The 22,249-nt window shown below is 62.4% G+C and carries 22 protein-coding genes; 9 read left to right on the plus strand and 13 right to left on the minus strand.

Going from position 1 to position 22,249, the window contains the following annotated elements:
* From CQ017_RS13495 to CQ017_RS13505, 3 genes are all read right to left on the minus strand, one after another.
* On the minus strand, positions 1-265 hold a 265-nt coding region (locus CQ017_RS13495; protein ID WP_146112487.1), incomplete at its 3' end, for an aldehyde dehydrogenase family protein.
* Positions 262-2,427 carry a choline BCCT transporter BetT gene (gene betT, locus CQ017_RS13500; RefSeq protein WP_105554136.1) on the minus strand — a complete coding sequence of 722 codons (2,166 nt, stop codon included), beginning with the start codon at positions 2,425-2,427 and terminating at the stop codon, positions 262-264. The genes betT and CQ017_RS13495, both read right to left, overlap by 4 nt.
* Positions 2,428-2,646: 219 nt before the next feature.
* Positions 2,647-3,759 (minus strand): mannose-1-phosphate guanylyltransferase, encoded by a 1,113-nt coding sequence (locus CQ017_RS13505; protein ID WP_096289249.1) that lies wholly within the window; start codon positions 3,757-3,759, stop codon positions 2,647-2,649.
* A 247-nt stretch (positions 3,760-4,006) separates the two neighbouring features.
* Between CQ017_RS13505 and sdhC the strand changes: the two genes are divergently transcribed.
* The 6 genes from sdhC (at position 4,007) to CQ017_RS13530 (ending at position 9,255) form a co-directional block, all read left to right on the plus strand.
* Entirely contained in the window at positions 4,007-4,420 is a 414-nt protein-coding gene (gene sdhC / locus CQ017_RS13510) for a succinate dehydrogenase, cytochrome b556 subunit (RefSeq protein WP_170947871.1), read from the plus strand.
* 3 nt (positions 4,421-4,423) lie between these two features.
* Complete coding sequence (locus tag CQ017_RS13515) at positions 4,424-4,867, plus strand: succinate dehydrogenase hydrophobic membrane anchor subunit (RefSeq protein WP_096288996.1); 444 nt, start codon at positions 4,424-4,426, stop codon at positions 4,865-4,867.
* Between the two features lie 48 nt (positions 4,868-4,915).
* Positions 4,916-6,703, plus strand: a complete 1,788-nt coding sequence (sdhA, locus tag CQ017_RS13520) for a succinate dehydrogenase flavoprotein subunit (protein ID WP_105554137.1) — start codon at positions 4,916-4,918, stop codon at positions 6,701-6,703.
* Positions 6,703-7,485, plus strand: a complete 783-nt coding sequence (locus CQ017_RS13525; RefSeq protein ID WP_096289000.1) for a succinate dehydrogenase iron-sulfur subunit — start codon at positions 6,703-6,705, stop codon at positions 7,483-7,485. Before sdhA ends, CQ017_RS13525 begins: the two co-directional genes overlap by 1 nt.
* A 120-nt stretch (positions 7,486-7,605) precedes the next feature.
* Entirely contained in the window at positions 7,606-7,767 is a 162-nt protein-coding gene (locus CQ017_RS18170) for a hypothetical protein (protein WP_181150554.1), read from the plus strand.
* 21 nt (positions 7,768-7,788) lie between these two features.
* A complete protein-coding gene (locus tag CQ017_RS13530; protein WP_105554138.1) occupies positions 7,789-9,255 on the plus strand; it encodes a catalase in 1,467 nt (488 codons plus the stop codon).
* A gap of 97 nt (positions 9,256-9,352) precedes the next feature.
* On the opposite strand, the gene dctA is transcribed toward CQ017_RS13530, so the two are convergent.
* The 8 genes from dctA to CQ017_RS13570 form a co-directional block, all read right to left on the minus strand.
* On the minus strand, positions 9,353-10,795 hold the full coding sequence (gene dctA, locus CQ017_RS13535) for a C4-dicarboxylate transporter DctA (protein ID WP_096289004.1): 1,443 nt from the start codon (positions 10,793-10,795) through the stop codon (positions 9,353-9,355).
* Between the two features lie 166 nt (positions 10,796-10,961).
* On the minus strand, positions 10,962-12,059 hold the full coding sequence (locus CQ017_RS13540; RefSeq protein ID WP_096289006.1) for a tartrate dehydrogenase: 1,098 nt from the start codon (positions 12,057-12,059) through the stop codon (positions 10,962-10,964).
* A 115-nt stretch (positions 12,060-12,174) separates the two neighbouring features.
* Entirely contained in the window at positions 12,175-13,080 is a 906-nt protein-coding gene (locus CQ017_RS13545; RefSeq protein WP_096289008.1) for a LysR family transcriptional regulator, read from the minus strand.
* A gap of 192 nt (positions 13,081-13,272) precedes the next feature.
* Positions 13,273-13,749 carry a 2'-5' RNA ligase family protein gene (locus CQ017_RS13550; protein WP_176484303.1) on the minus strand — a complete coding sequence of 159 codons (477 nt, stop codon included), beginning with the start codon at positions 13,747-13,749 and terminating at the stop codon, positions 13,273-13,275.
* Positions 13,750-13,811: 62 nt separating this feature from the next.
* Positions 13,812-14,849: a tryptophan--tRNA ligase gene (trpS, locus tag CQ017_RS13555; protein ID WP_176484304.1), complete on the minus strand. Its 1,038-nt coding sequence runs from the start codon at positions 14,847-14,849 to the stop codon at positions 13,812-13,814.
* 16 nt (positions 14,850-14,865) lie between these two features.
* Complete coding sequence (locus tag CQ017_RS13560; protein WP_181150555.1) at positions 14,866-15,711, minus strand: exodeoxyribonuclease III; 846 nt, start codon at positions 15,709-15,711, stop codon at positions 14,866-14,868.
* Between the two features lie 68 nt (positions 15,712-15,779).
* Entirely contained in the window at positions 15,780-16,283 is a 504-nt protein-coding gene (locus CQ017_RS13565; RefSeq protein WP_105554139.1) for a hypothetical protein, read from the minus strand.
* Between the two features lie 78 nt (positions 16,284-16,361).
* Positions 16,362-17,180, minus strand: coding sequence for a GAP family protein (locus CQ017_RS13570; protein ID WP_105554140.1), 819 nt, complete (start codon positions 17,178-17,180; stop codon positions 16,362-16,364).
* A gap of 109 nt (positions 17,181-17,289) precedes the next feature.
* On the opposite strand from CQ017_RS13570, the gene CQ017_RS13575 reads away from it, so the two are divergent.
* Positions 17,290-18,528: a sensor histidine kinase gene (locus tag CQ017_RS13575; protein ID WP_146112488.1), complete on the plus strand. Its 1,239-nt coding sequence runs from the start codon at positions 17,290-17,292 to the stop codon at positions 18,526-18,528.
* On the plus strand, positions 18,525-19,166 hold the full coding sequence (locus tag CQ017_RS13580; protein ID WP_105554142.1) for a response regulator transcription factor: 642 nt from the start codon (positions 18,525-18,527) through the stop codon (positions 19,164-19,166). Before CQ017_RS13575 ends, CQ017_RS13580 begins: the two co-directional genes overlap by 4 nt.
* A gap of 16 nt (positions 19,167-19,182) precedes the next feature.
* Here the strand turns inward: CQ017_RS13580 and CQ017_RS13585 are convergent, their stop codons facing one another.
* Together CQ017_RS13585 and CQ017_RS13590 are read right to left on the minus strand one after the other, a co-directional pair.
* Entirely contained in the window at positions 19,183-19,539 is a 357-nt protein-coding gene (locus tag CQ017_RS13585) for a VOC family protein (protein ID WP_096289022.1), read from the minus strand.
* A 156-nt stretch (positions 19,540-19,695) separates the two neighbouring features.
* Positions 19,696-20,646 carry a LysR substrate-binding domain-containing protein gene (locus tag CQ017_RS13590; RefSeq protein ID WP_105554143.1) on the minus strand — a complete coding sequence of 317 codons (951 nt, stop codon included), beginning with the start codon at positions 20,644-20,646 and terminating at the stop codon, positions 19,696-19,698.
* A 134-nt stretch (positions 20,647-20,780) separates the two neighbouring features.
* On the opposite strand from CQ017_RS13590, the gene CQ017_RS13595 reads away from it, so the two are divergent.
* Complete coding sequence (locus CQ017_RS13595; protein ID WP_105554144.1) at positions 20,781-22,181, plus strand: MFS transporter; 1,401 nt, start codon at positions 20,781-20,783, stop codon at positions 22,179-22,181.
* Positions 22,182-22,249 lie beyond the last annotated feature (68 nt).

Here is a 22,249-nt window from a genome sequence, read left to right on the forward strand (position 1 = left end):
GCCGGTCCGCGACGCGCAGCAGGAAGTCTCCGCGTTCGGGGGCGGGGAGCTGGGACCAGGTCCCGGTGTCGAAGGCGCGGCGGGCCACGGCGATCGCGGCCTCGGCGTCCGCGGGCCCGGCCTCGGAGACGAGGGCTACCGGCTCGCCATTGGCCGGGCAGAAGATCTGCCTGGTCGCGGCCGAGCTGGCCGGACCAAAGCTGCCGTTAATATAAATCGTCGCGGCATTGAGCAGTAGCTCGTTTTGGTTCTGCGGAAAACTCATGACTCGTCCTTCGTCTTAGTTATCAGGGGAATAGAGGAAGTTTCAAAGTCCGACTCCCAGTCAGACTTTCCGGCTCCCGCCGCGTTGATCTGGCTGGGTCCATCGGATTCGATCTGTGCGTTCAGGAAGGTGAGGTGCGCTTCGTACTGGTCCAGCACATCGCAGATGAGCTGCTCTTTGCTCAGCCCCATCAGGTCGTATCCGTGGCTGCCTTCTTGGGAGAAGACTTCGATGCGGTAATAGATGTCGTCGCCCGCGGAGACTCTCGCGTAGCTCGGTACCGGAAGCTGGACCGGGTACACCTGGTATTTGAAGGGACGTTCCTGCCCGTTGCCGACTACCAGGTCCAGGGAGTCGAGGTTCAGGTTATGCACCGCTTCGGTCTCCAGCTGAACAGCTGCGCCGCGGGCGGTGAACTCCTCGCTCACCTCGCGCAGTGCAGGCTCGGCCACCTCAGCGAGGTAACGCTGCACCGCCCGGTGTCCGGGATAATTCATCGCCCGGGACAGGCGCTGCTTCCAGCTGCGCCGTTCGGAGCTGGGACCCATCCGGCTGCTCAGCACCTTGTGCATGGCCCCTTGATAGCTATCGGCCAGCGCAGATTCAACCCGCAGCGATTTAAACAGTCCCAGCATGATGAAGAGCAGCACGAAGGAGAAGGGAAGACCCATGATGACGGTCGCGCCTTGCAAGGTGGGCACGCCATCGACGAAGAGCATGCCCAAGGTCAGCAGGCCCGTGGCCAGCGACCAGAACAGGCGCACCGGCTTCGAACCGTCCGATTGCGCATCCTTCAGATGCGAGGTGAAGTTCGCCATCACCAGGGCACCGGAGTCGGCGCTGGTGACGTAGAACAGCAGGCCGGTGAAGGTGGCGATCGCCGCGGTGATGGGGGTACCCGGGTACTGCTCGAGCAGCGAATAGAAGGCCCGCTCGGGGGTGTTCATGGCGACCTCGCCGAAGGCCTCATTTCCGCCGCGCACCAGCGCCAGCGCGCTGTTGCCGAAGATCGAGATCCACAACAGGATGAAGGCGAAAGGAACTACCAGAACGCCGGTGACAAACTGGCGAATGGTTCGCCCACGCGAAATGCGGGCGAGGAACAGTCCGACGAAGGGCGCCCAGGCAATCCACCACGCCCAGAAGAAGAGCGTCCAGCCATTGAGCCACTCATCGGGCCGGTCATAGGCGAAGGTATCCAGCGCCATGCCCGGGAAGTTCGCGAGGCTGTCGCCGATGTTGATGATGATGCCGTCGAAGAGGTAGGCGGTACCGCCGACGATCAGCACAAAGAGCATCAGCGCAATGCACAGCAACACGTTGAGTTCGGATAGCCGGCGAATGCCTTTTTCCACACCGGTCAGTACCGAGATCGTGGCCATGAAGACGGCCGAGACGATCAGCACGATCTGCCAGCTCATGTTCTCGGGAATTCCGAACATGAAATTCAACCCATAGTTCAGCTGGGCCACGCCGATGCCCAGCGAGGTCGCGATGCCGAAAATCGTACCCAGCATGGCCGCGATATCCACGGAGTGGCCGATCCAGCCATTGATCCGGCGGCCCAGCAGCGGGTAGAGGGCGGAGCGGATCGACAGCGGAAGATTGTGCCGGTAGGCAAAATAGCCCAGCGCCAGTCCGATCAGCGCGTAGAGCCCCCATCCCAGCAATCCGTAGTGGAAGAGCGTCCAGACCACCGCTTGGCGGGCCGCCTCAACGGTTGAACCCTCTCCGGTAGGTGGCGCCAGGTACTGCGTGATCGGTTCGGCCACCGAGAAGAACATCAGGTCGATGCCGATGCCGGCCGCGAAAAGCATCGAAGCCCAGGTGAAAACGTTGAAGGTCGGCCGTGAATGATCCGGCCCCAGCCGGGTCTTGCCGACCTTCGAAATGGCGATGCTGATGACGAAGACGAGCACCGAGACGACGATGAGCGTGTAGTACCAGCCGAAGTTCTTGCCGATCCAGGCGACCGTGGCTCCGATCACCGCGTCGGCAGACTCCCTATCGAGAATGGCCCACAGGGCGATGCCGAGCACCAGCGAGGCCGAACCGAAAAAGACAACTCGATTGATTCGAGTTTCTTTCTGGACCGGTTCGGGCACCTTGGCTTGGTCGTTGGGTTTGCTTGGCGGTTCGGAATCATTCTTAGCCGTTGACATGCGTTCAAACCTACTCAAATTCGTGTCGAAAAGCACCCGAAACCGTGAATCCGAGGCACCGCGAGCATCCGAATTTGTGCCGCCGGGTCTAGTTATACCGGCTTGCTGGCGCGCCTGGCCGCCTTCGCCATCCGCTGCTTCGAGATAGTCCTCACAACCAGCAAAAACGCCCGTGACCTACCCTTTCGAGTCGGCCACGGGCGTCGGAAACTGCGTGCGCTAGAGCACGTCGGTAGCTCCGGAGGCCTTGAGCTTCTCCACCGTCTGCTTGACCTTCTGCGCGTGCTCCTTGGTCGTGACGAGCAAGGCGTCGGCCGTATCCACGACGATCACATCGTCGATTCCGATCAGCGCAACCACCCGGGGGCGATCCCCATAGACTACGCCGGTGGCATTATCCGAATACACCCGAACGTTCTCCCCCAGAGAGATCACCCCGGTGTCCTCGCTGGCCTTGTTCAGCCGACCGATGGCGGCGAAGTCCCCGACGTCATCCCAGTTGAAAACGCCGGGAATCACCGCGACGTCGCCGGCGGCCGCGGCGGGCTCGGCCACCGCGTAGTCGATCGCGATCTTGGGCAGGTCGGTCCAGACCGCGTTCATGACGGCTTCGCGCTCGTCGGTATCCCACGCCTCGGCGATGCGCATCAGGCCGGCATGCAGATCTGGCTCGTTCGACTTGAGGTGCTCGAGCATCAGCCCCACGGGGGCGACGAACATTCCGGCATTCCAGAGGAATCCCCCGCCGGCCAGGTAGCCGCGGGCCGTATCCTCATCCGGCTTCTCCACGAATTCCACGACGGCGCGGGCGGTGGGCGCGTTGGCAACATTCAGCAAATCGCCGGCCTTGATGTAGCCAAAGGCCGTCGAGGCATGAGTCGGATGGATGCCGATCGTCACGATCTTGCCCGTGGCCGCGGTATGGATCGCTTCGCTCAGCGCCTTCTGGAAGATGTCCACCGGGCCAATGACCTGGTCGGCGGCGAAAGAACCCATGATGATATTCGGGTCACGGCGATACAGGATGGCTGCGGCGAGTCCGATCGCGGCCGCCGAATCACGTGGCTCGGGTTCGAGCACCAGGTTCTCGTCACACAGTTCGGGGAGCTGGTCCATGACCGCGCCGCGGTGGGCACGACCGGTGACGACCATAATCCGCTCACCGGCCAATGGCACCAACCTGTCGTACGTCGCACGGATCAGGGTAGAACCCGAGCCGGTGAGATCGTGCAGGAATTTGGGAGCCGAGGCTCGGGAGAGGGGCCACAGTCGGGTTCCGACGCCACCGGCCGGAATCACGCCATGGAATCGCGCTAAAAGGTCTGCATTCACGAGCACAACACTAATTCATTCGGTGGGCAAACCCGGTCATTGAAGCTCTCGGGCGATCAATAAATACGAAACGTGTCTATGCGTTATTACGCGCGTATTTCCGGCCTTCTGGCGCATATTTGCCACTATTCGGTGAACATACTCACAAGGGCGAGACTCAAGATAGAACCGAGGCTCATATGTGGTTTAGACTCGCACAAGGAACGCTCGCACAAGTGCGTCAAATCTCATTGTGTGCAATATACACATGCGCCGTTGCGAGCCTTGGAGGTTTAGTTCAGTGTCGAAGACTTCGTCAGGCACCCTATACCGCGGCCGTGAAGGCATGTGGTCCTGGGTGGGACACCGGGTCACCGGTGTCGTTATTTTCCTTTTTCTTTTAGTGCACGTGCTTGATACAGCACTTGTACGCGTCGATGCCAGTGCATACGACGCAGTGATTGCCACGTACAAAAACCCCCTGATGGCACTCGGTGAAACCGCTTTGGTCGCCGCCATCCTCTTCCACGCATTCAATGGACTGCGTCTGATCTTGGTTGACTTCTGGAAGCAGGGCACCAAGTACCAGCGCCAGCTGTTGTGGGGCGTCATCGGCGTTTGGGTCGTTGTATTCGCCGGCTTCGCAATCCGCCACCTCTCGCTTGCATTCGGAGGACACTAAACCATGAGCGCAGAAATTGCTGCCCCCCGTAGCCAGCGTATAGACCCGAAGTATGTTCGCGGACCAAAGTCCCGCAGCAGCTTCGAGATGCTCGCATGGCTGTTCATGCGCCTATCCGGCGTAGTACTGGTCGTTCTGATCTTCGGTCACCTGATCGCCAACCTGCTGACCGGCACGGGCATTAACGCCCTGTCCTTCGGCTTCGTTGCCGGCAAGTGGGCCTCACCAATCTGGCAGTTCTGGGATTTGGCGCTGCTTTGGTTGGCGATGCTGCACGGCACCAACGGTGTGCGTACCATCATCAACGACTACGCCGAGAAGCACGCAACCCGTGCCTGGCTCAAGGGCGTCCTCTATGTGTCGACGATCTTCATCATCGTGCTTGGCTCCCTGGTGATCTTCACCTTCGATCCTTGCGTTGTGAACAGCCCGTTGCCACAGTGCTAAAACCCCTTTTTTAGCCACACAGATTTTTCAGAAAAGAGAGCATCAAGAATGCAGGTACACAAGTACGACGTAGTCATCGTCGGTGCCGGTGGTGCAGGTATGCGTGCCGCGATCGAGTCCGGTCAGCGCGCGCACACCGCAGTGCTTACCAAGCTTTACCCAACCCGTTCGCACACCGGTGCGGCCCAGGGCGGCATGTGCGCAGCACTTGCCAACGTCGAGGAAGACAACTGGGAGTGGCACACCTTCGACACCGTCAAGGGTGGCGACTACCTGGTGGACCAGGACGCAGCGGAGGTCATGGCGAAGGAAGCCATCGACGCCGTGCTCGACCTGGAAAAAATGGGTCTTCCGTTCAACCGCACCCCGGATGGCAAGATCGATCAGCGCCGCTTCGGCGGCCACACTCGTGACCACGGCAAGGCCGCCGTGCGTCGCGCCTGCTACGCAGCTGACCGCACCGGTCACATGATTCTGCAGACCCTGTACCAAAACTGCGTCAAGCACAACGTTGAGTTCTACAACGAGTACTACGTGCTGGATATGCTCATGGTTGAGGAGGATGCCTACCGCGAGGACGGCACCGCCTACAAGCAGAAGCGCGTTGCCGGCGTCGTTTCCTACGATCTGGCTACCGGCGAGCTGCACATCTTCCAGGCCAAGTCGGTTGTCTTCGCAACCGGCGGCGCGGGCAAGGTCTTCAAGACCACCTCGAACGCACACACCCTGACCGGCGACGGCATGGGCATCGCCTTCCGCAAGGGCATCCCGCTGGAAGACATGGAATTCGTGCAGTTCCACCCGACCGGCCTGGCCGGCTTGGGCATCCTGCTTTCCGAAGCGGCCCGTGGCGAAGGCGCGATCCTGCGCAACTCCGAGGGTGAGCGCTTCATGGAGCGTTATGCTCCGACCATTAAGGACCTCGCTCCGCGTGACATCGTCGCACGTTCGATGGCCAATGAGGTGCGTGAAGGCCGCGGCTGCGGCCCGAACAAGGACTACGTGCTGCTCGACCTGACCCACCTGGAACCGGCGCATATCGATGCGAAGCTTCCAGACATCACCGAGTTCGCCCGCACCTACCTGGGCGTTGAGCCGTACACCGAGCCAGTTCCGGTCTTCCCGACCGCGCACTACGTGATGGGCGGCGTGCCAACCAACATCGAGGCCGAGGTCCTGCAGGACAACGACACCGTGATCCCGGGCCTCTTCGCCGCCGGCGAAGTTGCTTGCGTTTCGGTCCACGGCTCGAACCGTCTGGGCACCAACTCGCTGCTGGACATCAACGTGTTCGGCAAGCGCGCTGGCCTCTCCGCGGCCAAGTACGCGGCCACCGCGGACTTCGTGGAACTTCCGGAAGATCCAGAGAAGTTCACCAGCTCCCAGATCGACTCCATGCTGAACTCCACCGGCACCGAGCGCGTTTCGGTACTGCGCAAGGAACTTCAGGACATCATGGATGCGAACGTCCAGGTGTTCCGTGACAAGGATTCGCTGGATCGTGCACTGGTAGTCATCGAGGAACTGCGCGAGCGCTACAAGAACGTTTCGGTCCAGGACAAGGGCAAGCGTTTCAACCTTGATCTGCTTGAGGCCATCGAGCTCGGCTTCCTGCTGGACATGGCAGAGGTCATGACCGCTGCAGCCATGCACCGCAAGGAATCACGCGGCGGACACTACCGCGAAGATTACCCGAACCGCGACGACGAGAACTTCATGAAGCACTCGATGTCGTACCGCGACGCAACGGCTACCACCGAGGGCATTTCCGGCATTCGCATGGAAACCAAGCCCGTAATCTTCACCCGTTACCAGCCGATGGAGCGTAAGTACTAATGAGCACGGAACTTCCGGAACCAGCATCAAAGATTGAACTCAAGCCAGGTGTCGGCGGCGGCGGAGAGATCCCTACCTTCGACATCACCTTGCGTGTTCGCCGGTACACCCCGGAGAGCACCGCTGACGCTTACTGGGAAGACTTCAAGCTGACCATGTACGGCACGGACCGCGTGCTGGACGCCCTGCACAAGATCAAGTGGGAGCACGACGGTTCGCTGTCCTTCCGCCGCTCTTGCGCCCACGGCGTCTGCGGTTCCGATGCGATGCGCATCAACGGCCGCAACCGCCTGGCCTGCAAGTCCCTGCTCAAGGATCTGGACACCTCCAAGCCGATCACCGTTGAAGCCATCAAGGGCCTGCCCCTTGAAAAGGATCTCATCGTTGACATGGAACCGTTCTTCCAGTCCTACCGCGAGGTCATGCCGTTCCTGATCAACGAAGGCCATGAGCCTTCCGGCGAGCGTTACCAGTCGGCAGAAGACCACGCCAAGTTCGAGGACACTACCAAGTGCATTCTTTGCGCCGCGTGCACCTCGTCTTGCCCGGTCTTCTGGACCGACGGCCAGTACTTCGGCCCGGCAGCCATCGTCAACGCGCACCGCTTCATCTTCGACTCGCGCGATGATGCAGGCGACATGCGTCTGGAGATCCTGAACGACAAGGAAGGCGTGTGGCGTTGCCGCACCACCTTCAACTGCTCCGAAGCTTGCCCACGTGGCATCCAGGTGACCAAGGCTATCGCCGAGGTCAAGCAGGCGATCCTGTCGCGCACCATCTAAGGATTCTTCCTTAACCCGCCAAGGGGCTCGAACCATCCGGTTCGGGCCCCTTCGCGTTAACTGCTGGCAACCAGCGGAGGAATTCCCGCCAGCGTATTTTGACCGATTCTGATTTGTGGCATGATGAGCAACAAGGGAGCTGGCGGCGACGCCAGCAGCCCTAAAAATTTCACAGACTTCCACGCACGCCACCCGTCCGTGGTTGAGGCCCATGCACAGGGCGTCCGCGACGCAGCTGCCCGCGGAGCGCACGGGGTAAACCCGTTCCTGGCAAATATGTAATTTCCACGCAAAGGAGAAACAATGGCTGAGAACAAGAACGTGAACCCCTCTGGTTCGACCACCCAGGCTGGCATTCCGACGGTCAGCGATCGCAACTCGCTCACCGTAGGCGCCGACGGGCCGATCGTCCTGCACGACCACCACCTGGTCGAAACCCTGCAGCATTTCAACCGGATGAACGTTCCGGAACGCCGCCCGCATGCCAAGGGCTCCGGCGCTTTCGGCGAATTCGAAACCACCGAAGACGTTTCGCAGTACACCAAGGCGGCCCTGTTCCAGCCCGGCGTCAAAACCGAAACCCTGATGCGCTTCTCCACCGTCGCCGGCGAGCTCGGCTCCCCGGACACCTGGCGCGATGTGCGCGGCTTCTCGATGAAGTTCTACACCACCGAAGGCAACTTCGATCTGGTCGGCAACAACACCCCGGTATTCTTCGTGCGCGACCCGATGAAGTTCCCGCACTTCATCCGCTCGCAGAAGCGCCTGCCCGACTCTGGGCTGCGCGACGGCACCATGCAGTGGGACTTCTGGACGCAGAACCCCGAATCCGCCCACCAGGTCACCTACATCATGGGCCAGCGCGGCCTGCCGAAGACCTGGCGCGAAATGAACGGCTACGGATCGCACACCTACATGTGGGTCAACGCCAATGGCGAGAAGTTCTGGGTGAAGTACCACTTCCTGAACCAGCAGTCCGAGAAGTTCGAAACCATGGGCGGGGAGAGGGCCGAATCGCTGGCCGGCTCCGATGCCGAATTCCACCGCCGCGACCTGTTCGAGAACATCAAGGCCGGCAACTTCCCGAAGTGGGACCTGTACATCCAGGTCATGCCGTACGACGAGGCCAAGACCTACCGCTACAACCCATTCGATCTGACCAAGGTCTGGTCGAAGAAGGACTACCCGCGCATCAAGGTCGGCACGATGACGTTGAACCGCAACCCGGAGAACTTCTTCGCGCAGATCGAACAGGCGGCCTTCTCCCCGGGCAATATGGTTCCCGGCATGGGCATGAGCCCGGACAAGATGCTGCTGGGCCGCAACTTCGCCTACGCGGACGCCCAGCGCTACCGCATCGGCACCAACTTCCAGCAGCTGCCGGTGAACAAGCCGAAATGCCCGGTCACCTCGTACAACTTCGAGGGAAGCATGACCTACGAGCACACCTCGGATCGCAGCGTCTACGCCCCGAACTCCTTCGGCGACAGCTACAGCGACCAGACCGGCCCGGCGGATAACTCCTTCGAGTCCGATGGCGAGCTGGTCCGCTCGGCCTACACCCTGCGTGAGGACGATGGCGACTTCGTCCAGCCAGGCATCCTGGTGCGCGAGGTGATGGACGACGCCCAGCGCGCCGAACTCGTGGAAACCGTCACCGGCGCGCTGGGCGGAGTGATCGAACCGGTGCTCACCAACGCCATCGAATACTGGAAGAATATCGACCCGGACGTCGGAGCCAAGATCGAAGCCAACGTGCGCGCCCAGTAGGCATTGCGCGGCGCTCTTCCGGGTGCAGGAGAGTGAGCTGAAACAGGTTGGTCCCCGCGAACATTCGCGGGGACCAACCTGTTTTTTTGCTTAACCGTTAGCGTGCTGTAGCTCCCGTTAGCGATTCTGACTGATTTTCGGGTTCATCGCACTTATGCGGATCGGGTTCCGATTCCAGGACTGCTTCCGTTTCATGCTCCGGGGAGACTTGCTCCCGGTTTGTGCCCGTTGCTCCAAGGGCGGGAACGTCTTCCCCGTTGAAAACCCGGCGGACCCGGTCGATATCCAGGGATTTGTCCCACCAGGCGATGAACAACGTAGCCACCGCATTGCCGCAGAAGTTCACCAGAGCACGGCACTCGGACATGAATTTGTCGATGCCGAAGATCAGCATAATGCCCGCTGCCGGAATGGTGCCCAATGTGCTCAGCGTTGCCGTCAGTGCGATGAATCCACCGCCGGCCACGCCTGCCGCGCCCTTCGAGGTCAGCAGCATCACCGCAAGCATTCCAATCTGCTGACCGACGGTAAGGTCCGTGTTGGTGGCCTGGGCTATATACACGGCAGCCAGCGACAGGTAGATCGCCGCCCCATCGAGGTTGAAGCTGTAGCCGGTAGGGACCACCAGGCCCACGGTTTCCTTCTTCACTCCTGCATGTTCCAGCTTCTTCATCAGCCCCGGAAGAGCCGGTTCGGCCGTTGAGGTACCCAGGATCAGCAGCAGTTCTTCGCGGAAGTGCTTAAACATCTTGAAAATGTTCAGTCCCAAGAAGGCCATGATTCCGCCAAGGAAGAAGACGACGAAGACGATAGAAGTGCCATAGAAGAGCAGGATCAGCCAGCCCAAGCTTGAGAGCGTTTCCACCCCGTATTTGCCCACGGCGAAGGCCATGGCGCCAAAGGCGCCCAGCGGGGCTGCTTTCATGATGAAGTTCAACACCTTGAAGATGACCGTTGTCAGACGCTGAACCATCTCCAGCACTGGGGCACCTATTTTACCGACCGCGTTGATCGCGATACCGAACACCACAGCCATGAAAATGATCTGCAGGATGTCGCCCTCGACGAATGGCGAAGCGACGGATCCCGGGATGATATGGGTGAGGAATTCCCACCACTGCTGGTTCTCGCCCTTGTCTATGAGTTCGGCCGCCTGGCCGGTGGTTTCGATCTTGCTCGCATCGGCGTTCACACCGTCACCCAAGCGGAAGATGTTGATCGCTACTAGTCCCAGGAGCATTGCGCAGATGGTGCCGATCTGGAAGTAGCCTAATGCCTTGAGCCCCGTGGCTCCGACCTTCTTCAGGTCGGCAACGCTGGCGATGCCGCCAACAATGGTCAAAAAGACGATGGGACCGATGAGCATTTTCATCGCTTCGACAAATGTCGTACCGATCGGTTGCATGGCTTGACCGGTCTTCGGCGCGAGCCAGCCCAGAATGATGCCGGCGACGATGGCGATCAGCACCCAGAAGTACAATTGCCGGTACCAGCGCTTGCGTACGGGAGGGTTGCTTTCGCTGTGCATGGTATTGCCCATGATTCCTACCTCAGTGTTGGAATAAGTCTTACTCCGTGGATCTCAGGCGTGCTTAGGAGCGAGACTAGAAAATATGTGGGGGGGTCGAAGACTAAGTCGCTCCGTGGGCGGAGTGCGGACTCTCGGGTCGGGTCGAGCACCCGACCCGAGAGCGCCGTGGCGCAGCTTAGACGGCTGCCAGGGTGCTGCTCAGCGCGTGGACGATGGCTTCGGTGACTGCTTCCGTGTCGGCGTTGCCGCCGATGTCCCGGGTCAGGTTTCCGGAGCCGGTGGCGACCTCGATGGCCGCCTCCACTCGGCGCGCCTCCTGCTCAAGGCCAAAGTGCTCGAGCATCAGCGCGGCGCTGGCGATCGCACCAATCGGATTGCAGATCCCCTGGCCAGCGATATCCGGAGCGGTGCCGTGGACCGGTTCGAACATCGAGGGGAAACGGCGTTCCGGATTCAGGTTCGCGCTGGCCGCCAGGCCCAGGCTGCCGGCGAGAGCCGATCCGAGATCCGAAAGGATGTCCGCATTGAGATTTGAGGCCACGACCACCGAGAGTTCTTCCGGATTCAGGATGAACTTCGCGCTCATCGCGTCGACGAGCACGCTTTCAGTGCGCACCTCCGGGTAATCCAGGGCCACCCGGTTGAAGACCTCGTCCCAGAGCACCATGCCGTACTGCTGGGCATTCGATTTGGTGACTGAGGAGACCTTCTTCACCGTGCGAGTGCGAGCCAGATCGAAGGCGAAGCGGATGATGCGTTCGCAGCCCTTCTCGCTGAACAACGCGGTCTGCAACGCGATTTCGTTGCCCGGTCCACGGCCCGATAGGTTGCGCCCGCCCAGTCCCGCGTACTCGCCCTCGCTATTCTCGCGCACGACGATCCAATCAAGTTCGGTGTCGTCGGCCTTGCGCAGCGGCGAGGTGACACCGGGCAGGAACTTCACTGGTCGGATGTTGGCCCACTGGTCGAAGTTCTGCGTGATGTTCAGGCGCAGACCCCACAGGCTGACATGGTCGGGGACGTTTTCCCAACCGACGGCACCGAAATAGATCGAGTCGAAGTCCTTCAACGTTTCCAGTCCGTTCGGATCCATCATGACCCCGTGCTGGGCGTAGTATTCACAGCCCCAAGGAAATTCGGTCCAGTCGAAGGCGAATTTGCCCGAGGATTGCTCGGCGATGGTGTCAAGCACGCGGCGCCCCGCCGCAACAACTTCCTTGCCGACGCCGTCGGCCGGGATTGAAGCGATCTTGAATACCTTGGTCTGGCTCATAGCGTTCTCCTCTGGAGTGAAAGTGTTCCGCGTCACATGCGAACTTAGTTTCAATTAGACCGGCTCCGCTGAATTGCGTCCAAGACTGAAATTGCATATTCCGAATAGGAAAAACCTATGAGTGGTGGCCAAGACTCGACGCGGCATACGCTTCGGCGACGCTCAGAAACGCCCGGGCTGCCGGCGTCAGGTTCGACTGCCTGCTGATAATCGCCACATGCAATTCGGCCACAGGCTCCAGCCGCGTCACGCGAAGTCCCGAACGGCGCGCCAGCGGCGCCCACGAGACGGGGAGGATCGCGTGCCCCACGCCGGCCAACACCAGCGGAAGTATCGAGGTGCGATGTGCAACCTCCGCCACGATCTCAATGTTGACGCCACCGGCGAGAAGGTCGTCAACCAGGGCGCGCATCAGTGAGCCCCGCTGCGAGATGATGACGCGTTCCCCACCGAGATCCTGGCCACTGAGCACCTCGCGTGCCCCAAAATTATCGGCCGTCGGATTGATGATCAGCATCAGCGGCTGGCGTTCGAGTTGCACCACGTCGACCCCGGGGGCGGTGATGGGCCGATCCGCGCCAAGCAGTCCTATTTCATTGCTGCCGTTACGCACCGAGGAAACCACATCGTCGACGGTAAACGCCGCGGCGGTGCTCACGGAGATCTGCGGATAGCGTTCGGTGTAGCCGGCTATCAGCGTGGTCAGCGGTTCGATTGCGGGCGAGGGCATGGCGATCAGCTCCAGGCGCCCGCGGCGCACCCCCTTCAACGCTGACATGGCCGAATGCGCGGCATCCAGGTCCCGGACCACCAGTCGCGCGGGTCCCACAAGCTCCTTGCCGGCCTCGCTGAGCACGGCCCTGCGCCCGACCCTGTGGAATAGCGGCAGCCCGATTTCCCGTTCAAGGCTTTTGATAGTTTGCGACAGCGATGGTTGTGCGATCAGCAAATGCTCGGCCGCCCGATTGAACCCCTCATGGTCGACCACCGCTAGAAAATACCTCAGCTGCCGAACATCCATGTCTCTCCTCCGCCGCGTTGCCCTGGCCATCACCGTGGCCCACTGACTATTATGTGATGCACCCCACGGGTCGCGTCACATCGTGAGTCAGTATGTGTAGCGCTGTTGGGGTTCCGTGCAGCTGGCCGGACAGAGAAAAACCCCGTGGAACATTTTTGTTCCACGGGGTTTTTGCTTTCCGTTCGGTTAACGCTAGCATCGCAGCGCGAGTTCCTCGCTGAGATTCCACGCCCCGCCGCGGGTGTCGAACAGCTGCAAAGTCCGCACCTCGAAGCTCAGCTCCACCTCGCGCAGCTGTTCCTGCGCGGCATCCAGGTCCGCACTGGGCACGTTCTGCGCGATCGTCAGGTGCGGGTGGTACTCGAATTGCGATTCGTGGCGCAACTGGTCGGCCAGCAGCTGCCGATGCAGCTCCCAGCACCGCTCGGCCCCCGCCGCCAGCGGCAGGTAGACCACCTCGCTGGCCGGGCGGAAGGAGCCGACCGAGGCGAGCCGCACCTCAAAGCACGCACTGCCCTGGGCAACTCGGCGCACCTGCCTGGCCGCCTGCTCCCAGGACTCGCCGTAGGACCCGGAAATCAAGGTGATATGCGGGGCGATCGGCTCGGTCGCCGCTCCCCCATAAACCCGCCGCCATTCGCGCAGCACGCTGCGCTGTGGTTCGGGCACGGGAATGACGACCCCCAGCGTGAAGCGGGGCTCGAGCATTCCGGCCTGCGGCTCGATCACGGTTAGCCGTGGCTTCCCAGCGGCGGCAGGAAGCCGACCTTCTCGTAGACATCGGTTATCGTCGCCGAGGCCACCGTGCGCGCCTTGGCGGCCCCGGCCAGCAGCAGCCGGTCCAGTTCCGCCGGGTCATCGAGCAACGCCAGGGTGCGCTCGCGGATCGGGGTGAGCCGTTCCACCACGGCCTCGGCCACGGCCACCTTCAGGTGCCCGTACATCTTGCCCTCGAATTCGGCGACCAGCTCGGTCACCTGGCGCCCGGTCATCGCCGCCAGGATGTCCAGCAGGTTCGAGACCCCGGGCTGCTCCTGCCGGTCGTAGGCGACGACGCTGCCCGCATCGGTGACCGCGGACTTGATCCGCTTGGCGATCAGCTTCGGCTCGTCGAGCACGTTGATCAGCCCGGCCGGGGACTCTGCGGACTTGGACATCTTGGAGGTCGGGTTCGCCAGGTCGTAGATGCGCGCCCCTTCCTTCGGGATGAAGGCCTCGGGCACCACAAAGGTCTCGCCGAAGCGGTGGTTGAAGCGCTTGGCCAGGTCGCGGGCCAGCTCCACATGCTGGCGCTGGTCATCGCCCACCGGCACGCCTTGGGGCTGGTAGAGCAGGATGTCCGCGGCCATCAGCATCGGGTAGGTGAACAGCCCGACGCTGGACTGGTCGGACCCGCCCTTGGAGCTCTTGTCCTTGAACTGGGTCATCCGGCTCGCCTCGCCGAAACCGGTGAGGCAGTTCAGCACCCAGGCCAGCTGCGCGTGCTCGGGGACCTGGGACTGGACGAACAGCGTGGATTTCTCCAGATCGATGCCGCCGGCGATGTACTGGGCCGCGGTCACCCGGGTGCGCTTGCGCAGCTCGGCCGGGTCCTGCGGCACGGTGATCGCGTGCATATCGGGGATGAAGAAGAACGCCTCGTAGTCGTCCTGGGCCTTGACCCAGTTGACCAGCGCGCCGAGGTAGTTGCCCAGGTGCAGCGAGTCGGCCGAGGGCTGCATGCCCGACAGGACGCGGGGACGGGTGGTGGTGGCGAATGTTTCGCTCATGGGATGAAGTGGTCCTTTAGAACTGGTAGTCGACGACCAGCGGTGCATGGTCGGAGAAGCGCAGATCGTAGGCCGAGGCACGGTCTACGTGGGATTTGATGGCCTTCGCCGCGAGCTGCGGCGTGGCCATCTGGTAATCGATGCGCCAACCGGCATTATTGTCGAAGGCCTGCCCGCGGAAAGACCACCAGGTGTAGGGACCCTGGGCTTCGGGGCCGGCCAGTTCGCGGGCCACGTCCTTGTACCCGATCTCCGCGCCGAAGAACCCGTCGAAGTAGGCGATCTCCTCGTCCATCACGCCGGCGCGCTTATTGTGGTTCGGCTTCCAGTTCTTGATGTCCTTCTCGGTGTGCACGACGTTCAAATCGCCCACCACCAGCACGTGGTCCTTCTCGTTCTTCAGCTCGAGCAGGCGCACGTTCATGCGTTGAAGGAAACGGTACTTGTCCACCTGCTTCTGGGTGTTCAGCTCCCCGGAGTGCACATAGGCGGAGACCACGCACAGCGTGCTGCCGTCTTCCATGGTGAAGTCCGCTTCCACCCAGCGCCCGGATTCGGCGAAGTACTCCTCGCCGATATCCCCGCGCACCGCGGTCGGCTCGGCGCGCGAAAGCACCGCCACCCCGGCGCGGCCCTTGTCCTTGGCTTCGGCGTGCAGAATGTGCCAGCCCTCGCCGATCAGCTCGCGCACGATCGCATCCGGCGCGCGCACCTCCTGCAGGCACAGGATGTCCGCGTCGCGGGCGGCGATCCAGTCGGCCATATTGCGCTTGTAGGCTGCGCGAATGCCGTTGACGTTGACCGAGGCGACGCGCACGGCGCCCTGAAGCTTGCTCAAAATTTCCACGCTGGTAGGTATCACAGTTCCACCTTACAAAAAGACAGCGCAACGTTCGGCGTGAACGTTGCGCTGCGCGGTAACAAAATAATTTAGTTGACGATCTCGCCGTCGATGGCCTCGCCGGAGGGCTTCATCATGTCGCGCGCGTTGGTCGCGGTCATTTGGATGGTTTCCAGGGCGCGGTCGATCATTTCCGCGGAGTTCTCCGCGTTCTGCTCGCGCTGCTCGGCGATCACCCGGGCCTGCACCTGGATGATCTTGAAGGAGTGGTCCAGCTTCATATCGCGCTGGCTCGTGCCTTCGTCGACGACGACGGTGGAGCCACCTTGCGCGCGGCCGGTGGCTGCCGCGGTGGCTTCGCGCAGCGAGCTGTTGATCTTATCCGCCCCGCGCTTCAGGCCGAACATCATGAACGCCGCAAGCAGCAGCCAGCCGGCGGAGATCGCGACGATGAACCAGCCGACGACCTCGTTCGAGTTGGCGGCGAACACGACCGCCACCAGGAGGACGACGACCATCACTGCCATGGCCAGAGTCGATGCGTTCAGGGTGACTTTCTTGCCCTGCTTCGCGGTGCTGCCTAGAGGTTCCATAGCTGAAATTATCTCATTTTGGCTCCGCGCTGACCAATTTTCAGGCCACCGGTTCGCCCACAGCGTGCCCCCGTGGCGCTAGGAATTGAATACGCGACTCATGAAGTCCCCCAGAGACATCCCGTCCAGCGCCGCCCGGATGATCAGAAAGCCGGCGATGCCCACCACCCAACCGAGGGTTTCCTGCGCGTAGCCGCCCAGTTTTCTGCCCACCCGTTGCAGCCAGTTATCCAAGCGGTCTCCGGCCGCCGCGCGGATGGCCGCGAAAATGAGGCCCGGGACGATCATCACCACGCAGTAGATCGCCAGCAAGGAGAGCTGCATCGGTTCGGACCAACCGCTCTGCTTGAGTATCGCCATGGCGCCGAGGTAGGGAAGCATCGTGGGCAGTTCCAGCAACCCCGCGACCAGCGCCAGCACCGCGATCCCGGACTTGCTATCCAGTGCCCGGGCCAGGAACCCGCGCAGGTTCTTCGGTATTTGCGGCCCGGCAGCCCCCGGCGTAGCTGGGTCCGTTGGCTCCGCGCGCTCTCGGGACGCGCCACCGACGGCCGATTTGCGCAGCGCAGCGGCCTTTTGCGCATCGGTTTTGTAGGTCAACGCCCAGATGATCATGCCCGCCCCGAGCAACAGGCTGAGCAGCCTGATCGTCGGGTGTTGGAAGAAGCCGGCCGGAACCAGTCCCGCACCAAGGTTCCATCCCGAGCCGATCAGCACGCCAATCACCCAGTAGAACGCCGCGAGCAGCCCCAGATACACAATCACACGCGGGATGGCTCGCCGGTAGTCGCGCCGCAGCAGCAACCAGATCGGGATGACCAGGGTGCCGATGCTTGTCGCGTCGATGAGCGCGAGGATTAGCAGCATCAGGCCCGGGGACTGCATCAAGAAGTTCATGCTTCTCACTGTGCGGCTTCGCTACGTGCTTGAAAATCGGGCAACGGGCCACCTGGCCTCCTACTTTAGGAGGACGCGAGGCGGCCGGAATAACGGGCATGCTTAATGGGTGAGAAGAAAACTAGCGCAGCTGCTGCGCCGCCTGGGCAGCGGGGATCAGGAACCCGAAACCGTAGGCATGTACTTGCTGCTCACCTCCGTGCTGCACTTGGCAAATCTGGTCAATCCGCCGCTGGCGGGTTTTGCTGCGCTGGCCGGATGGTGGTTCCCGGTGCTGGCCCTTGGCACGGCTCCGCTGTTTCTGCGCCGCCGGATGCCCACGCTCTGCGCCTTATGGCTGCTGCTGTTCGCGGCATTGCTGCTGGCGATGGGCAGCATCGGCGGGTATTTCCTGCTCTTCGAATCCGTATTCACCATCTACCTGCTGGCCGGCACACCGGTGCGGCGCTGGACGCTGATCGTGTTGAGCCTGGTCACGCTCACCGTGGCCGGGTACATCTGGGCGAAGACCGGATCCACCTCCGATGCGGTGCTGGCGATCTTCATCGCCGGGTTTGTCTTCTTCACCCCGATGCTCTGGGCCGAGAACGTGCGTACCGCCAAGGAACTGGCGCACATCGAATCGGCGCGGGCCGCCGCGGTAGGCGCCGCCGCGGCGGATCGCGAGGAACTGTTGGTGGCCGAGCATCGGGCGTCGAATATCGAGGAACGCACCGCGCTGGCCCGGGAGATGCACGACGTGCTTTCCGCACGGCTGTCCTCCATCGCGCTGCTCAGCGGCGCACTGCTCGAACGCGAGCCGGTGACCAGCCGGCCTGATCTGCGCGCCCCGCTGGAAAGCATCCGTGCCGAATCGGTAGCCGGGCTGCAGGAGATGACCTCGATGGTGCGCATGCTGCACGCGGGCGGCAGCTCGGCCCTGCGCGCGGACCTTAGCGGGTTGCCCGAACTGGTGCAGTCCTTCCAACAGGCCGGGCAGCGAATCCGCTATGACACCGGCGTGGATTCGGATCTGGCCCTGGTAGCCGAGCAGACCCAGACGGCGATCTACCGGACGGTGCGCGAGCTGCTGGTCAATCACGCAAAGCATGCGCCGGGCAGCGCGCTGCACCTGGAGCTGCTCCAGGCGCCGGCGGCCCTGGTGGTGCAGTCCAGCAATCCGCTGCGCGACGCGCCCGATTCGGCCGGCGCCCCTAGCGCTGGCGGAGCAGGCAGCGGGCTGAATAATATCCGTGCCCGCGTGCAGGCCCTGGGCGGGCACTGCGAATTTGGCAGCGGCAGCACATTCTGGACGCGGTGCGAATTCCCCACCGTCCCGGAAATCCAGCAGGGGAGCCGCATGAGATGAGCGTCAAAATCTTGATCGTCGACGATCATTCCACGGTGCGCATGGGGATCCGGCTGGTTCTCGAGGCCGACTCGTCCATCGAAGTCCTCGGCGAGGCGGCCGACGGCCGGCAGGCGGTGAGCATGGCGCGGGCGCTGCGCCCCGACGTGGTGCTCATGGATCTGCGCATGCCGATCCTCGATGGGGTCGCGGCGACAGCCGAAATCAGCTCCGCCGGATTGGCCCGCGTGCTCGTGCTGACCACCTTCGACGATGACGCCTACCTCTTCGGTGCGCTGCAGGCCGGCGCGCACGGGTTCCTGCTGAAAAGTTCCACGCCGACGCAAATCCTCGACGGGGTGAAAACGACCGCGCGCGGCTGTTCGGTGCTGGACCCCGAGGTGACTTCCCGCGTCGTGGCGCAGGCGATGGCGGCACTGGACCCGCACCCGGTGCCGCCCCCGCTGCCCGAGGCCCTCACCGACCGGGAATTGGAGGTGCTGGCGGGGCTCGGTGCGGGATTGAGCAACCCGCAGATCGCCGCGCGCTTGGGCATCGGGGAAACGACGGTGAAAACCCACGTATCCCGGGTGATGGGCAAGTTGTCGGTCAGCTCCAGATTGCAGGCGGCAAAGATCGCCTTTGCGCACTGGGGCTAGGCAAATCCCGCGCGGCTTACCAGCTCACCAGGCAGAACGGATGCTGTTGCGGGTCCAAATACACGCGGAAGGTCTTCGAGCCTTCACCGGTGAGCGCGGCACCGAGGGCGAGTACCTGCTGCTCGGCGAGATCCAGATCCTTGACCTTGACATCGAGATGCGCCTGCTGCGGGTGCAGATGCCCCGGCCATTCGGGGGCCACATAGGGGCTGACCGCCTGGAAAGCCAGTCCGGGACGGTCCGGTGCGTCGCCGATGCTCACCCAGTCCGGCTCATCGTCGAGCCGGATCATGCCCAGCAGCTGCTCATAGAATGTGGCCAACGCGCTGGGATCCTCGCAGTCGATGACCATGGCCTGCCATGTGCCAATCATTTCCTTAGCCCTTCGCCTTGAAAAGTCGTGTGTGCTTCGGATGCTTCCCATTATGCCCAGCCGCAGGCCCCGGCGATAGTGCCCGTCGGGGCAAGAATCCACGCTCTGCGGCGGTTCGGCCGTTGGCTTGGTGCGATGGGTTTTTGCCGATTTGGGCTAACTGCCGGCAGAACTCTGGTTCTCCGGTTGCGCACGCTGCCAGGACTCGTTCATCGCGGTAATGGCAAAGTCGATCAGGGCGAGCACCCGCGCCGAGAGCTGCGCCTTGCGCGGCCAGATCGCCACGACGGCGCTGGGATAGTTCGGCGGGTTGAGCCGGCGAATTGCCAGTTTGCGCCCCTCGAGCGATAGCTCGGCATTGTTCGGCCGTGACATCAGCAGCCCGTAGCCCAACCCGCGGCCAACCATCGCGTTGACCAGAATCATCTGCGGCACCGAGGCGGTGATCTTCGGCACCAGCCCGCGCGCCGCAAAAAGCTGCATGGTGTATTCGGTGCTCGGCACCGATTGGTACATGATCAACGGTTCCGTCACGAGATCGCTTAATTCCAGTGGCCGCTCAAGGCGCGCCAGCGGATGCTCGGGGTGCAGCACCACCTGCATCTCGGTCTCGTAGATGACCTGCTTATTCATCTCTTGCGGCAGCAACAGGTCGTAGACGAAGGCAACGTCGAGGTCCCCGGAGTTCAGCGCCGGGATCAGTTCCTCATGGGTGCCCACGCGCACGCTGACGTCCAGCTCCGGGTGCACCCGGGGAAATCCCTCGAGCAGCGCGGGGACCACATGGGGTGAGAGCGAAGCGAAGCAGCCAAAACGCACCGGACCGCGCAGCTTTCCCTCTTGGTGCGGAAAGGTCGCCTGCAGCTCATCGACCTGGGCAATGATTTTTCGCGCCATCGATGCGAAGTACTCCCCCGAGGCGGTCATCGAAACGCCATGGGCCTTGCGGCGCAGGCACAACGGTTCGCCGGCGATTTTTTCGATTGCGGTAATCGATTGGGACAAGGCCGATTCGGAAATCTTCAGCTCGCTGGCGGCCGAGCCTAGGGTGGCATGTTCGGGCAATTCGGCAATGATTTCCAGATGGCGCAGGGTGAACTTCGGCATACAGTTAAGTCTACCTTCAATAGTTCTGCAGATCTTTGAAGTTTACCTAAGGTTTGTGCGGTGCGACACTGTAGTGACTTACAACTCACGCAGTACTGGTTTTTTGGGGCCAGCGCAGCTCAGCGAGGAGCACCATGGGTAACACCGCAAACATCGCAGGACGGAGCGCCAAGTCCAATCAACGGCGCGTCGCTTTTGCCACCATCATCGGCACCACCGTTGAATGGTACGACTTCTTCATCTACGCCACCGCAGCCGGCCTGGTCTTCAGCCAGCTGTTCTTCGAACCGGCCGGCAAGGAAATTGGCCTGCTGATCTCCTTCGCCTCGGTGGGCCTGTCCTTCCTCTTCCGCCCGCTGGGTGCGTTCCTCGCCGGGCACTACGGCGACAAGATCGGCCGCCGGGCGATGCTGGTGCTTACGCTGAGCCTGATGGGCGCCGCGACGATGCTCATCGGCGTGCTGCCAACCTACGAGACCGCAGGCATCCTGGCGCCGATCCTGCTGCTGTCGCTGCGCATCCTGCAGGGCATCTCCGCCGGCGGCGAATGGGGCGGCGCGGTCCTGATGGCCGTCGAGCACGCACCCGATACCCATCGCGGACGTGCCGGTTCCTACCCGCAGATCGGCGTGCCGCTGGGCATGCTGCTCGCCTCGGGCACCATGGCGCTGATGACCGGCGTCATCTCCCCGGGCGAAGAATTCGTGCAGTGGGGTTGGCGCGTGCCGTTCCTGGCCTCCATCGTGCTGATCGCCGTGGGCTACTTCGTGCGCCGCGCGGTCGACGAGTCCCCGGTCTTCGAAGAGATCGCCGAGCAGAAGGCGCAGACCAAGGTGCCGATCCTCGAGCTGTTCCGCAAGCACTGGCGTCTGGTTGTCGTCGCGGCATTGGTATTCGCGGGCAACAACGCGGCCGGCTACATGACCACCGGCGGCTTTTTCCAGTCCTACACCACCGACCCGGATGGGCCAATCGGTCTGGAACGCACCGACGTGCTCATCGCGGTGGTCTTCGGGGCCGCAATCTGGCTGATCTTCACGATGATCGCCGGACTGCTGGCCGACGTGCTGGGCCGCGTGCGCACCTACCAGGTAGGCTTCGTGATTCTGGGACTGTCGATGTTCCCGGTCTTCGCGCTGGTCAACACCGGGTCGCTGGGCCTGCTCTACCTGGCCTTCGGCATCTTCGGCATCGGGCTGGGGCTGACCTACGGCGCCCAGTCGGCGCTGTACTCCGAAATGTTCCCCGCCTCGGTGCGCTTCTCCGGTGTGTCGATCTCCTACGCGATCGGCGCGATCGTCGGCGGCGCTTTCGCCCCGACCATCGCCCAGGCGCTGGTGCAAGCGACCGGCGGGACGAACGCGGTGGCCACCTACCTGCTGATCGTGGTGGCGATCTCGCTGATCGCAGTCTCGATGATCCGCGATCGGAAAGGCATCGACCTGTCCTTCCGCAATCAGGCCGAACAGGAAGTCGGCGCGCTGGTCTTCGACAAGCGCGTGGCAGAACCTGCCAAGGATCTGAGCAACCGCTAAACGGCACCTGGCATACAGCAATGCCCCGGCAAGAAACCAAATGGGTTTCCTGCCGGGGCATTGCCGTG

This window comes from Arthrobacter sp. MYb224, assembly GCF_002975455.1.
GTDB lineage: Bacteria > Actinomycetota > Actinomycetes > Actinomycetales > Micrococcaceae > Glutamicibacter.

Coding starts and splice junctions, on each gene's coding strand:
- CQ017_RS13585 (WP_096289022.1), bottom strand. CDS start 19,539: ATGATTGGCACATGGCAGGCCATGGTCATCGACTGCGAGGATCCCAGC.
- dctA (WP_096289004.1), bottom strand. CDS start 10,795: ATGGGCAATACCATGCACAGCGAAAGCAACCCTCCCGTACGCAAGCGC.
- CQ017_RS13515 (WP_096288996.1), top strand. CDS start 4,424: ATGAGCGCAGAAATTGCTGCCCCCCGTAGCCAGCGTATAGACCCGAAG.
- CQ017_RS13530 (WP_105554138.1), top strand. CDS start 7,789: ATGGCTGAGAACAAGAACGTGAACCCCTCTGGTTCGACCACCCAGGCT.
- CQ017_RS13540 (WP_096289006.1), bottom strand. CDS start 12,059: ATGAGCCAGACCAAGGTATTCAAGATCGCTTCAATCCCGGCCGACGGC.
- CQ017_RS13580 (WP_105554142.1), top strand. CDS start 18,525: ATGAGCGTCAAAATCTTGATCGTCGACGATCATTCCACGGTGCGCATG.
- CQ017_RS13545 (WP_096289008.1), bottom strand. CDS start 13,080: ATGGATGTTCGGCAGCTGAGGTATTTTCTAGCGGTGGTCGACCATGAG.
- CQ017_RS13565 (WP_105554139.1), bottom strand. CDS start 16,283: ATGGAACCTCTAGGCAGCACCGCGAAGCAGGGCAAGAAAGTCACCCTG.
- sdhA (WP_105554137.1), top strand. CDS start 4,916: ATGCAGGTACACAAGTACGACGTAGTCATCGTCGGTGCCGGTGGTGCA.
- CQ017_RS13595 (WP_105554144.1), top strand. CDS start 20,781: ATGGGTAACACCGCAAACATCGCAGGACGGAGCGCCAAGTCCAATCAA.
- trpS (WP_176484304.1), bottom strand. CDS start 14,849: ATGAGCGAAACATTCGCCACCACCACCCGTCCCCGCGTCCTGTCGGGC.
- betT (WP_105554136.1), bottom strand. CDS start 2,427: ATGTCAACGGCTAAGAATGATTCCGAACCGCCAAGCAAACCCAACGAC.
- CQ017_RS13525 (WP_096289000.1), top strand. CDS start 6,703: ATGAGCACGGAACTTCCGGAACCAGCATCAAAGATTGAACTCAAGCCA.
- CQ017_RS13570 (WP_105554140.1), bottom strand. CDS start 17,180: ATGAACTTCTTGATGCAGTCCCCGGGCCTGATGCTGCTAATCCTCGCG.
- sdhC (WP_170947871.1), top strand. CDS start 4,007: ATGCGCCGTTGCGAGCCTTGGAGGTTTAGTTCAGTGTCGAAGACTTCG.
- CQ017_RS18170 (WP_181150554.1), top strand. CDS start 7,606: ATGATGAGCAACAAGGGAGCTGGCGGCGACGCCAGCAGCCCTAAAAAT.
- CQ017_RS13590 (WP_105554143.1), bottom strand. CDS start 20,646: ATGCCGAAGTTCACCCTGCGCCATCTGGAAATCATTGCCGAATTGCCC.